The 12,523-nt window shown below is 35.6% G+C and carries 15 protein-coding genes; 10 read left to right on the forward strand and 5 right to left on the reverse strand.

All coding sequences use genetic code 11. The features are described from left to right. Positions 1–154 precede the first annotated feature (154 nt). Entirely contained in the window at positions 155–1,666 is a 1,512-nt protein-coding gene (locus tag BFJ97_RS17205) for a DEAD/DEAH box helicase (protein WP_175401794.1), read from the forward strand. 17 nt (positions 1,667–1,683) lie between these two features. After that, complete coding sequence (locus BFJ97_RS17210; protein WP_068985890.1) at positions 1,684–2,463, forward strand: YqhG family protein; 780 nt, start codon at positions 1,684–1,686, stop codon at positions 2,461–2,463. Between the two features lie 41 nt (positions 2,464–2,504). On the opposite strand, the gene BFJ97_RS17215 is transcribed toward BFJ97_RS17210, so the two are convergent. Next, entirely contained in the window at positions 2,505–2,825 is a 321-nt protein-coding gene (locus BFJ97_RS17215) for an ArsR/SmtB family transcription factor (RefSeq protein WP_068985891.1), read from the reverse strand. Further along, on the reverse strand, positions 2,822–3,247 hold the full coding sequence (locus BFJ97_RS17220) for an SRPBCC family protein (RefSeq protein WP_068985892.1): 426 nt from the start codon (positions 3,245–3,247) through the stop codon (positions 2,822–2,824). The genes BFJ97_RS17215 and BFJ97_RS17220 overlap by 4 nt, the downstream gene beginning before the upstream one ends. A 174-nt stretch (positions 3,248–3,421) precedes the next feature. Here BFJ97_RS17220 and BFJ97_RS17225 point away from each other — a divergent pair, with 174 nt between their 5' ends. Beyond that, positions 3,422–4,060 (forward strand): LysE family translocator, encoded by a 639-nt coding sequence (locus BFJ97_RS17225; protein WP_068985893.1) that lies wholly within the window; start codon positions 3,422–3,424, stop codon positions 4,058–4,060. 389 nt (positions 4,061–4,449) lie between these two features. Here BFJ97_RS17225 and BFJ97_RS17230 read toward each other — a convergent pair whose 3' ends face one another. After that, positions 4,450–4,878, reverse strand: coding sequence for a HEAT repeat domain-containing protein (locus tag BFJ97_RS17230; RefSeq protein ID WP_068985894.1), 429 nt, complete (start codon positions 4,876–4,878; stop codon positions 4,450–4,452). Between the two features lie 891 nt (positions 4,879–5,769). Between BFJ97_RS17230 and BFJ97_RS17240 the strand changes: the two genes are divergently transcribed. The 3 genes from BFJ97_RS17240 to BFJ97_RS17250 all read left to right on the forward strand — a co-directional run bounded on the left by BFJ97_RS17240 (position 5,770) and on the right by BFJ97_RS17250 (position 7,287). Beyond that, positions 5,770–6,264 carry a hypothetical protein gene (locus tag BFJ97_RS17240; protein ID WP_139114471.1) on the forward strand — a complete coding sequence of 165 codons (495 nt, stop codon included), beginning with the start codon at positions 5,770–5,772 and terminating at the stop codon, positions 6,262–6,264. A gap of 135 nt (positions 6,265–6,399) precedes the next feature. Further along, on the forward strand, positions 6,400–6,627 hold the full coding sequence (locus BFJ97_RS17245; RefSeq protein WP_068985897.1) for a hypothetical protein: 228 nt from the start codon (positions 6,400–6,402) through the stop codon (positions 6,625–6,627). A gap of 189 nt (positions 6,628–6,816) precedes the next feature. Beyond that, on the forward strand, positions 6,817–7,287 hold the full coding sequence (locus tag BFJ97_RS17250) for an NUDIX domain-containing protein (protein ID WP_068985898.1): 471 nt from the start codon (positions 6,817–6,819) through the stop codon (positions 7,285–7,287). A 112-nt stretch (positions 7,288–7,399) separates the two neighbouring features. Here the strand turns inward: BFJ97_RS17250 and BFJ97_RS24840 are convergent, their stop codons facing one another. Continuing rightward, positions 7,400–7,543 carry a hypothetical protein gene (locus BFJ97_RS24840; RefSeq protein ID WP_175401795.1) on the reverse strand — a complete coding sequence of 48 codons (144 nt, stop codon included), beginning with the start codon at positions 7,541–7,543 and terminating at the stop codon, positions 7,400–7,402. Positions 7,544–7,699: 156 nt separating this feature from the next. Then, entirely contained in the window at positions 7,700–9,013 is a 1,314-nt protein-coding gene (locus BFJ97_RS17255) for a short-chain fatty acid transporter (RefSeq protein WP_068985950.1), read from the reverse strand. 295 nt (positions 9,014–9,308) lie between these two features. Here BFJ97_RS17255 and BFJ97_RS17260 point away from each other — a divergent pair, with 295 nt between their 5' ends. The 4 genes from BFJ97_RS17260 to BFJ97_RS17275 all read left to right on the forward strand — a co-directional run bounded on the left by BFJ97_RS17260 (position 9,309) and on the right by BFJ97_RS17275 (position 12,339). Continuing rightward, complete coding sequence (locus tag BFJ97_RS17260; RefSeq protein ID WP_068985899.1) at positions 9,309–10,199, forward strand: LysR family transcriptional regulator; 891 nt, start codon at positions 9,309–9,311, stop codon at positions 10,197–10,199. Positions 10,200–10,306: 107 nt separating this feature from the next. Beyond that, positions 10,307–11,014 carry a CoA transferase subunit A gene (locus tag BFJ97_RS17265; protein ID WP_068985900.1) on the forward strand — a complete coding sequence of 236 codons (708 nt, stop codon included), beginning with the start codon at positions 10,307–10,309 and terminating at the stop codon, positions 11,012–11,014. Beyond that, entirely contained in the window at positions 11,014–11,655 is a 642-nt protein-coding gene (locus tag BFJ97_RS17270) for a 3-oxoacid CoA-transferase subunit B (RefSeq protein ID WP_068985901.1), read from the forward strand. The genes BFJ97_RS17265 and BFJ97_RS17270 overlap by 1 nt, the downstream gene beginning before the upstream one ends. A 63-nt stretch (positions 11,656–11,718) precedes the next feature. Next, positions 11,719–12,339: a kinase gene (locus tag BFJ97_RS17275; RefSeq protein ID WP_139114472.1), complete on the forward strand. Its 621-nt coding sequence runs from the start codon at positions 11,719–11,721 to the stop codon at positions 12,337–12,339. Positions 12,340–12,523 lie beyond the last annotated feature (184 nt).

Here is a 12,523-nt window from a genome sequence, read left to right on the forward strand (position 1 = left end):
TAGCGGCTCATCGGACGCCCAGACGGGACGGAAATCAACTACTAGCTTTGCCGGAGAAAACTTTAATTATTTAATTTTTCTTTCGCAAAACCTTAACATAGCTTTCTCTTTTTTGGACAACCTAAACTAGAAATAATGGCATGAGGTGTTGATCATGAAAATAGAAAGGTCGTCTGAATGGGAAGAAGGCTTTATAAAAAAACTAGATCATCTTGAAAAATGGGATAGTTGGACATTGTACAAGATGAATTATGACATTGTGAAAATGAAGTTAATTACTGATTTCACAGGTTTACAAGCGACGAAGTATTTACCAAATTTAAAGCCACTTACGCACCAGTTAGAAGCAGCAGAAACGGTGATTGAACGTATGAATGGAAAAGCGATTTTAGCTGATGAGGTGGGACTTGGTAAAACAATTGAAGCGGGTTTAATTTTAAAGGAATATCTGATCCGAGGACTTGTCAAAAGAGCATTAATATTAGCGCCAGCATCTCTTATTAATCAGTGGATTGAAGAATTAAACATAAAATTTCATATTCCTGCAATCGCTTATAAAAAAAATGTTCCAATAGAGCGCTACGATGTCCTTATTATGAGTATGGATACTGCTAAAAAAAGTCCGCACAAAGAGCGTATTTATGAGCAGGATTATGACATGATTATTATTGATGAGGCGCATAAGCTAAAAAATCATAAAACTCAAATTTATGAATTCGTACAAAGTTTAAAGAAGAAGTTTTGTTTATTATTAACCGCAACGCCAATTCAAAACGATGTCTTTGAATTATTTTATCTTATTTCCTTACTTAAGCCTGGCCATCTGGGCAATTATGATACATTTCAATCTGCATTTTCGGCAAGTAAGCATGATTTAGAGCATAATGATTATTTAAAGGAATTAGTTAATCAGGTAATGGTGAGGAATAGGAGAGAGGATACGGGTATTGAATGGACAAATCGCCGTGTTCAAATTGTCCCAATCCAATTTACGAAGGAAGAAGCGGAAGTTTATGATTTGCTCGGAACGCTTCAAAATACTGGCTCTTTTTCATTAATTACATTGAGGAAGGAAATGTGTAGTAGCAAAGAAGCGACAGCTTTAACATTATCTAAAATGCTTGAAGAAGATAATGCACAATCACAAGAAGTAGAAGCTATACTAGCAAAATTAATGGCTTTGGAAGTGAATTCAAAGGCAAATAAGACACTTGAAATAATCGAACAAGCACAGGATAAAGTGATAATTTTTACAGAGTATAGAGCTACTCAAATTTATTTGCAATGGTATTTACATTCTAAAGGTATAACGAGCGTCCTATTTAACGGTAAATTTAATAAAAACAAACGTGATTATATGAAGCATCTATTTAAGGAAAAGGCACAGGTTCTAATCGCAACTGAGGCAGGTGGCGAAGGGATTAATCTTCAATTTTGTCATCATGTCATTAACTACGATTTGCCTTGGAACCCTATGAAGCTAGAGCAACGGATTGGACGTGTACATCGTTTAGGGCAAGAGCATGATGTTCATATTTACAATCTGGCTATTGCCAATACGATTGAAGAGAACATATTAGCATTACTTCATACGAAAATTGATGTTTTCGAAAAGGTAGTAGGGGACTTAGATGCGATTCTATCTAACTTTAAGGAATCTGTATAGTGTAAGGGAGAAGGACCATGTATCCACAGCAAGTTCATAGTTATTTACGACAATTTTTCACTGAAAATGATTGCTATATTGTAGGGGAAGAACACCATTATCTTACGGTGCAATTAACGGTTGATATTGATAAAAAAATAATGAATCGACCATTTTATTGGCAATACGTAGAAGCTACAAATAGCGAGCCAAATCCAGCCCAAGTAACATTCATTACAAATCAAACAGCATCAGCTGGCAGTCTTTACGGCGAAGTTATTCATTTCGGTTCTCCAAGAATGAACCAGCTTTTTCAAGCAACAAGGGAGTTAGGAGCTTATGTTCAAATGTATGAGAAGGTCGACACGGCAATAGGGCAGGTTATACTAACACCGTGGTTAGGGGTGAATTATAAAGTATCCTATTGTTGCGACCGAACGAAAGAAATGCTTTATTCCTTTGGTATCAATCTATTAACAGGAATCATTAAAGAGGATTTTCACGAAACCTTATTTGCAACCGAGCTAGATACTGTTCCGGCAGAGCATGTTTTTCATGTGCAATATATTATTAAGCCTATCCGGGGACTTCAAAGATTAGATGCAGCCATTGATGCAATCATTGCACAGGATGACCATTCGTGGGCTACTGAAGCAAAAAAGAGATGGCAACGTGATCAACGCGTACTAGATTACTTTTATGAAGATGTCGATGACAAACCAGAATGTTATAACATTGAAAAGAAGGCTTTAGAGGAACAATATGATGCAAAAATTAAAATAGAAATTATTAATGGTGGATTATTTTATCTTTATTAAACGAGGAGCTGTCCTAAAAGTCGGGACAGCTCCTTACAATTTTAATCTTCTTCAAGAAGGCTTTGTAGTTGTGCTAATTTATTATCCCAAAATAAATCAAAGTACTGTAGCCAATCTTCAATTTCTTTTAGTTTTTCAGCATGTAATGTATATATTTTTTCTCGTCCTTTTTTCTTGGCAGAGACTAGTTCAGCCTGTTCAAGAACTTTTAAATGCTTCACGACAGCAGTTCGGCTTATAGAAAAATTCTCAGAAATAAGTGAGATGGGCTGATCACTTTCGGCAAGCAGCTGTAGGACATGACGTCTTGTAGGATCAGCAATTGCTTGAAAAACGTCATATTTTACAGCAAGCTGTGTCATTGTGATTCCACTACCTCTTTTAATTTTTGACCGACAATCATTGTCCAGCCGCCATCCATTTTTGTACGAACAGCTTCCGTAGGTACGTTAGCTTTTGGAATAATATGTGATGCTTCTTTCCAACCACCATGTGTTAACGTAAATTCTGTTTGCTCCCCAATTTCTTTTAATTCAAAAGTGACAAACCATCCATCTGTATCCCATGCAAAACGAACAAAATGTGGTGCATCTATTTGTTCTACTTGACATGGTGAAGGGCCAAACGGTGATTGTAGTGTAAATTCATGACCTTCAATTGGTTTAAAATCATTTGGCATAAACCAAGAAGAAATCTTTTCAGCATCCGTTACGGTTTCCCATACTTTCTCAATAGGTGCTTTAAAGGTAATTGTTTTAACGATATTCTCTAGTTTTTCAGTCATTTACAATGAACTCCTTTTTAAAAATATAACCTTAAGGTGTTATGAGTATATAACACCTTAAGGTTATATGTCAATTATAAATACCTGAATAAATTTTCTTTGGTGTCTTTTTGTAAACCTATACATATGGTAATATTATTTTTATAATTTTCTGACTAAAAAAGGAGGGTTAACATGGTGAACATATCTGTTTTTTTAGTAATGTGTATTTTGTTAATTATTTTACCTGGTCCAGATACAGCCATCGCAACAAAAAATACACTTACAGTAAGCAGAAAAGGGGGGGTACAGACTTTACTTGGTTCGTGCTGTGGATTGCTAATTCATACTTTTGCGGCAGTTGTGGGGCTCTCAGCAATTATTGTAAAGTCAGCATATGTATTTGCCATTTTAAAATACGTCGGAGCGGTCTATTTATGTTATTTAGGTGTTAAAACACTATGGGCATTACGAGCAATACGCACGCAACCTCCTGTTGTGCAAGACGAGACCCAAATGGATCACAAATATTCGCATCAATCATGTTTTAAGCAAGGCTTATTAACGAATGTTACAAACCCAAAAGTGGCTGTATTTTTTCTGACATTTTTACCGCAGTTTGTAGATGGCACGAGCGGTACATTTATGCCGTTTCTTATAATGGGGCTTATATACACAGCTTTAACAGGATTTTGGTTTGTATTCTATGTTTACTTATTGGATAAAATTAGTGCATTTATGAAAAAGCCAACTACGAAAGCTGTTATTGAAGGATTGACAGGAGCAGTACTAATTGGCTTTGGCATTAAGCTAGCATTAGAAAAAGCCCACTAAAATTTTATTATAAGTCAAGAGTTAAAGTAATCACTTGTTACATCAGTATCCTTTATGAAATGTGCAACATTATTAAGAGTTATTTTTAAGCTGAACTAATTTTTTTTATTAGTTCAGCTTTTATTTGTGATTAAAGATATTTTTAGGAATATTTGTTAAATGAAAGTGTAGTATAATTGATATGTAAAATTATACCTTATTAAATTAACAGGGCAGCAGGTTAGAATAAGGCGTTTGTTTTATCATTAAACAATAAAGATAGATGATCAAAGAAAAGAAGTAATACAATTTAATATTAGTTTCGATGAACCGCAGCGTAAGATAAGAAAAAGCCATTCCCTCCACAAACGGAGAGAATGACTTTCCTTCATAAATTGCAAAACTACTGATTATAGTTTTGCCCAACGTTCCTCTAACCAGTTCATAAATTGTACACCTTTGTCGCCTTCATACGCATCAAAGACATCTAAACGCATACGTTTTAGTTTATCCGCAAAGTCTGCCACTGTATGGTCCTTCGGCAAGCTCTTTTTCACCCGTAGGAAAATTTTGTCTGTGCCTTTAATAATATCAAAACGTGCAGGTGATGGCTTCTCTACGTCCTCACCAAACGCCACGAGTGCTTCATAGGCTGCTACTTGCACCTTGTTGACAGTATCATGCTGCATACGATTTTTTAATAAATCTATGATTTTGTCATGTTGATAAGCCGATAACATTTCGACTGCGTCTAAACGCTCTCGCCAGCTAGACGTATAATTGGCCTGTTTTTTTAATGTTTCATACTGCTCAGGTAATGCTGTTTCAAACTGTTTCAAGTAATTGCACCTCTTTTTTTAACTAGAGGAAAAATGAATTCTTCTTCTGCTTCTCTTATTATACGTTGTCTGGGTGAAAATAGCGATGAATCGCTGGTAAGGATATATATATGGAAACTAACTACATTAAGGTGAACCGTATTATAAGTATGTACTATTCTTTATTAGATTTGCTTTTCTTATTAAACTAACGGGCTGCTTTAGTTGAAGATCATTGAGTTGCATAGGAAGCTCTTTTTTTCTTTATTGAACTAACGTAAGCAGAATAGTTGAATAGATTAAGTGTTTAAACCCTTTACGCAGTCATATATTCAATGTGAAAAAGGAAGTGTCCATAATGAAAAAGGGTAAAATCACTTTAATCGGAACAGTTTAATTTTATTCGTTGTAACCTTTCTATTTATTAATAATTCCTCAACAAAAGGAGAGATATCTGAACACCCCATTTCAAAAAGCACTGAAATAAAAGTTGACAACGAAAAGAAATTAAAAGAAGCAGAGGAAATTCAAGCCCAACTTTATCAAGAAGATGGCTTTTTTGAATATGTAAGCAGCAAATTAACAGAGAAAGGCTATGTTTTCCGTATGTTGCTTGTAGTTAATTCAAAAGATGATATTAGGGTGAAATATATCTTAGCAAATAAAGAAGCTACAGAATCAGTACAAGACGAGGTAAAATCAATTTTCTATGGGGCAGTTGAAAGTAACAATCTAGATCCCAACTCATTTTATCTTAAAGTGAGTGATAATAATGACGGACCAGATTGGTAATATAGTACTTTCACTAAAGGAGTGCTTTACTTAAAGATTATTTAGTTGCATATGCAGCTCTTTTTTCTTATTGAACTATAGGGCTAGATTGTTTAAGAGAACAGAGGGGTGAGAAAGCTTTTGGTTCATAAAATCGTTTATCCAGTACTGATATTCATTGTTTTCGTATTATTAGCCATGGTTATCTACTTGAATCATCGAAATGCCACAAATGACTTTTATCATTTAAGATTATCGGGAGAAAGTCCCCATTGGGAGTTAGATGGTTATCAAGTAGATCTGATTTCAGGGATTCTTAATTCGGGAAATGGTAAGCTTCGTTTTAAAACAAGAGAAAATGATTACACTACTAATTATTTAGTCTTTGAAATGAACGCCGTTATAAACAAGAAAGATATAACCCTGCAAAGTAAAGCAGTCTCAGGACCTGAAGATTTTAAAAACGAGATTGATACTGGAGCTATCGAAGGACCACCACCAATAACGGAAGACGGAAAGTCCATAACGTTTAAAGATATAGATAAAATATATGCGGTGATTCATTGGGAAGGACAAGACGATGGAATAGCACACAAAGAAATTATAGATTTGTATGAGCTAGACAACAAAAACTAAGCAAAGATTCGCGATTGTTTAATAAGCGTCGCTATTCTTATTAAACTAACGGTGCAGGTTTGTGTAATAAGAAGAAAGACCATATGCTGTTATAAAAGGCGAATCCATGAATGGTTAAAATAGGAGGATAAATTAATGGGTAAAACCGTTACTTTTTCATTTAGTAGTACCAAATATAAAGGCACAGATGCTAAAGAGACATTCACTTTTGAAAATTTAGGTATTAACGAGGATATGGACGATAAAGCATTAAAAATAGAAATAGATAGAATTTTCCACGCTTGGGTTTGGGATAAACTTAATATTTCTTATAGTATAGTCATAGATGAAGTGAACGCACATGGTTCAGATGATATTCAGTAGTGAAAGGGAAGTTGGTTATTTGACTAACTGGTTGCTTTACTTCAAGAAGGAGTGAAGCTTTTTTCTTATTGAACTAACGACTTAGTTTGGTTGAACAAGGACTATCCAAAATTTATAGGTTGAATAAATGAGATACAAAAATAAGTACCAAATGTATTTTAAATAATCATATTGTAGGGGGAGAATTTCTTGTCTAATCCATTTCATCATTTAGCAAGGGGAATCTTTATAAAAGATAATAAAGTTTTACTTGCACAAGCCACTGGACATTCAAATACATTTTTACCTGGTGGCCACATTGAATTTGGCGAAAGTGCAAAAGATGCACTGATAAGAGAGATTGATGAGGAATTAGGAATAACATGTACAGTGGTTAGTTTTCTTGGGTTAGTAGAACATAAGTGGGAGGAAAAGGGTATATTACATTGCGAGATAAATCAAGTGTTTGAGGTTACAAACGAAGAATTAACAACAGGTTTTAACCCAGAATCAAGGGAATCTCATCTTAAATTTTTTTGGTGTAATGCAGATGACTTGGATACCATAAACTTACAACCTTACCCATTTAGGAATCTGATAAAAAATTATCTAAACGGAAATAAGGATGTTTGGTGGGAGAGTACTGTAAACTCTGAAATTGATGATACAAACAGAAGTTAGAAATTTCTTATTCAACGAACGGGGTGCTTTAGTTTAACAAAAAAAGTTAAGGTAGCCTTGTTAAAACAATCTAACAAGGCTATTTTGGTATATTATTAACTCTCTATTTAAACTATTCAAAATGACCTGCCACCCATCTTTTATGATTTTCTGCTACATACACGAATGTATCTTTCTCACGAATTTTACAAGCCATTTCCTGCATTAAATAATCTTCAACATGTGCAACATTATAAACGATGTAAAAAACTATCATGTTTACTTGTTTTTAATATTACAGGGTAAGGGCTTTTTGCCAAAAGATGTAGATAACAATTGTGATAACCTATGCCATTTATTTTCATTCAAAGTGCACATAAAAACTTCACGGAAACGTATGTATGGCATTCCGTGAAGCTTAAATACTCGATATCTAGATGAAAAAGAAGCCAATACTAATAATAATTCCTGTAAAGAATAAAATGAATAAACAGAAGCCCATAATATCCCTAGCCTTTAAACCGGCGATTGCAAGGGCTGGCAGTGCCCAGAATGGTTGAATCATATTTGTCCAAGCATCTCCCCAAGCGATAGCCATAGCTGTTTTAGCATAGTCGGCACCTAGAGTTGTAGCAGCATCTAGCATAATAGGAGCCTGCACTGCCCATTGTCCACCGCCTGACGGAATAAAGAAGTTAACAAGTCCGGCTGAGAAAAAAGTGAATAAATAGAAGGTATGTTCATTGGAAATACTAACGAACCATTCTGAAAATACAGCAGCTAAACCAGAAGCGGTCATCATGCCCATAATCCCTGCATAAAACGGAAATTGAAAAACAATGCCCGTTGTTGTTTTAATAGCATCTTGTGCGGCTGCAAGGAAACGCTGCGGAGTCCCGTGGAATATGATACCTAACACAATAAAAATTGTATTTACAACATTTAAATCAAGAACAAAGCCCTTGGTAATAAAATGATAGATTAAATAAATAAGTCCGATCATACCAATTAAAATCGTTAAAATATAACTGCGCTCAGAGCGACTGGCAAAATTGTTTTCAGGCTTAGGTAACTCCGTTTTTTCTTCCACTAATAAAGCAGGGTTAACCACAACCGTATCTTCTTCCTTTGGCATCATCCAACGATTAAATAACGGTAAAGTGAAGAGTATCACTAGGACTATAAATAAGTTATAAGTTGAAAAAATTGTAACATTGGTTGGTACGACGCCCATTATGTCAGCAAACTTATGACCTTCAGTCGCAATGGATAACGGAATTGAGCCAGCTAATCCACCATGCCAAATAACCATGCCTGAATAGGCACTGGCGATTAATAAGCGATAATCTACCTTCTTTACATGCCGAGCAATTTCCTTTGCAAAGAGGGCACCAATTACAAGTCCGAATCCCCAGTTAATCCAGCAAGCTATTAGTGATACGAATGTAATAACGATAATAGCCATGCCTGGTGATTTTATTTTACTTGCACCGGCTGATAATCCTTTTTTAAAGATAGGACTATTCGCTAAAATGTGGCCTGCAGCTAAGACAATTACCATTTGCATTGTAAATTCTAATAAACTCCAAAAGCTACCTCCCCAATATGTCACCATGTCGAGTGGAGAAGAATCTGTTAATGTAACCCCTAATAATAATACTAATACTGTGAGTATAGTGACAAAGATGTATGGATCAGGTAAATATTTTTCCATGATAGCATTTGAAATTCTTGTTAACGTTTTTATATTAGACATCCCCTTTCCTTTTCGGTCATTCTTTATTGCTAATTGTACCTAGAGAAATGAATAAATAAAGATAAAAATAGAATTAAGAACAATAATTGGAACTTAGAGTAGAAAAAGTCCGTGGTTGTTGTCGCTGTTATTGCATAATTAAATATTATTGGCACCAAGGAGAAAATAGTACTGCTATTGTATTTGTCTCTAGAAGAAGGATTAGGAGAAAACGAGGAGAATTTATTACTAAATATGGATTTTGGAATAATTTTTATAACAAATTAGAATAAATGGAGGTGTCTATATGGAGCTACGAGATTTAAAAGCATTTATGGCTGTTGTTGAATATGGGAGTTTTACAAAGGCAGCTAGTGAATCCTTTGTGTCACAGCCTTCATTAAGTAAAAGCATTAAAAAATTGGAGGATACTCTTCATGTGGAGCTATTAAACCGAACTACACGCAATGTAGAATTAACAGACGCAGGTAGTATTGTTTATAAACAAGGACAAAAAATAATGCGGTCTGTACATGATTTACATATTTTACTGGATGATTTATTGAACATTAAAACAGGTTCTATTAAATTGGGGATTCCACCGTTAATTGGCACACTATTCTTTCCTGAAATTGCTCGAAAGTTTCATAAGCAATATCCAGAGGTACATTTAGAGCTCGTGGAACGTGGGGCTAAAACGATCGGAACATTAGTAGAAAATGGAGATGTGGATATGGGGATTGTTGTTATACCTACAGATGAAAGGAAATTTTCTGTTCAATCATTTGTAGAAGATCAATTTTGTGTCTTTATTAATGATTCCCATCCATTAGCACAGCAAGAACATATTTTATTACAAGATTTAAAAAATGAAACATTCATTATCTTTACAGAGGAATTCACACTACATGATTATGTCATTAGATCATGTAAAAGCGTAGGGTATACACCAATAATCGGCTATAAAAGCTCGCAATGGGATTTAATAGTGGAGCTAGTATCCTCGAATTTAGGCGTGACACTTTTACCGTATTCAATTGCCGCAAAGCAGACCAATAAAAATGTCAAAATTATTCCATTATATAATTTCGACATGCCATGGCGATTAGGCGTTATTACGAAAAAAAATACATATCAATCATTTGCATTAAAGCAATTACTGAATACAATTCGTACAGAAGAAGGGAGCGAAAATTAATTTATGCCCTTTTGGAATAAATAGTATTCTAATTAATTCCTTTACTTGTAAAATGATTCTGAGGTAGAATTTTTCTTAATAAACGAGCTATTTTAGGGGGTTTCGATATGGGGAATGGGAAAGTGTGGAATTCGTTTGAGGAAGCCGTTGCAGATATTAAAGATGGGAATACGTTAGCGGTAGGGGGCTTCGGGCTATGTGGTATTCCTGAAAAATCAATTGCAGCGCTAGTACAAAGGGGAACTAAGGACTTAACAGTTGTCAGCAATAACTGTGGTGTGGATGATTGGGGCTTAGGGCTTTTATTAGCAAATAAACAAATTAAAAAAATGATTGCGTCCTATGTAGGTGAAAATAAAATTTTTGAGCAGCAGTTTTTAAGTGGGGAGCTAGAAGTAGAATTAACACCACAAGGTACTTTGGCGGAACGTATGCGAGCTGGAGGTGCCGGAATTCCTGGGTTTTACACGGCTACTGGGGTTGGAACGCCGATTGCTGAGGGGAAAGAAGTAAAGGTTTTTGATGGCAAGGAATATATTTTAGAAAAAGGAATTGTCGCAGATTTTGCACTTGTTAAAGCATGGAAGGCAGACAAGCTAGGTAATTTAGTTTTCAGAAAAACATCGCGTAACTTTAATCCACTAGCTGCAATGGCGGGGAAAATTACAATTGCAGAGGTGGAGGAAATTGTTGAAGCAGGAGAGCTAGATCCAGATCATATCCATACGCCAGGAGTATTCGTGCAACGCGTTTTACTAGGCGAAAATTATGAGAAGCGTATTGAACGTTTGACGGTGAGAAAGGGGGAAGCATGATGGTTGATACAAGACAAAGCATAGTAAATAGAGCGGTAAAAGAAATACAAAACGGCATGAACGTCAATTTAGGTATTGGTATCCCAACGCTAGTTGCTAATGCAATTCCGACTGATTATGACGTCCTTCTACAATCGGAAAACGGGCTTCTTGGCATTGGTCCATACCCAGCACAAGAAGCGGTTGATCCTGATTTAATTAATGCAGGCAAAGAAACGGTAACAGCTGTTCCAGGTGCTTCATTCTTTGACAGTGCCGAATCGTTTGCCATGATCCGTGGAGGCCATATCGATCTTGCTATTTTAGGTGGTATGGAAGTATCTGAAACGGGTGACCTTGCGAACTGGATGATCCCAGGGAAAATGGTGAAAGGTATGGGAGGCGCCATGGACCTTGTAGTCGGTGCCAAAAGAGTTATCGTCGTAATGGAGCATGTCAATAAAAACGGTGAGTCAAAAATTAAAAAGCAATGCGAGCTACCGTTAACAGGGAAAGGCGTTGTGCATCGATTAATTACAGACCTAGCCGTTTTCGACTTTACTGAAGAAGGTATGCAGCTAATAGAATTAGCAGAGGGTGTTACTTTAGAAGAAGTAAAAGAGAAGACAGCTGCTTCATTTAGTGTAGCTTTGACGGAATAAATAGGAATAACCAGTTCTTTTTCTAAGAGCTGGTTATTTTAATGTTGTTAGGAGTGTCAATCAATGGATATACGCGAAATTAAGAACGATATCATGAAGCAAATTGAGATGAGGTCTGCTAAAGAGAGACCTTTCATTGTCGCCATTGATGGACTAGGTGGCGCAGGTAAGTCTACTATTGCTAACAAGCTTGCAGAGGAGCTTAAAACTAGTTGTGTTGTAGAACTGATCCATTTAGATAATCATATCGTAGAAAGAAGCAAACGTTATAATACTGGGTACGACGAATGGTATGAGTATTATTATTTACAATGGGATATCAACTTTATTAAAGATAATGTCTTTTCACAATTACATAATAATAATTTAGAGCTCCAACTTCCATTTTATGACCAATTAGCAGACGCCAGTTGTGATAAAAAAATTACATTAGTAGCTAACGGTATACTTATTGTTGAGGGAATCTTTCTTTTCCGCAGGGAGTGGAGAGGTTTTTATGATTATCGTTTATATATAGAATGCCCTAGAACTGTTAGGGCGGAGCGGGTATTACAGCGAGATGTGTATATTGGAGATTTTCAAGCACGATTCGATAAGTATAAAAGGAGATATTGGCCGGCTGAGGAGTATTATTTAGAAAAAGAAAATCCATTAGCAGTTGCAAATAGAATTTGTGATTTTTAAGGTGAAATTGGTGCTTCGCGGATATTCGCGTGGCTTGCGCGGGTATTTGTCTCTAATTCGCGGATATTTTAACCAATATCGCGGATATTTTGCTTGTCTCCGCGGGTATTTAAGTATTTCTGTCAAAGAGTAGCATTTTTTCAGACCAATGGCTGTTCTCTAGCTTTAGTTTTCAATTATACAA

The sequence above is a fragment of the Lysinibacillus xylanilyticus genome (assembly GCF_001708185.1).
Taxonomy (GTDB): Bacteria; Bacillota; Bacilli; order Bacillales_A; family Planococcaceae; genus Lysinibacillus; species Lysinibacillus xylanilyticus_A.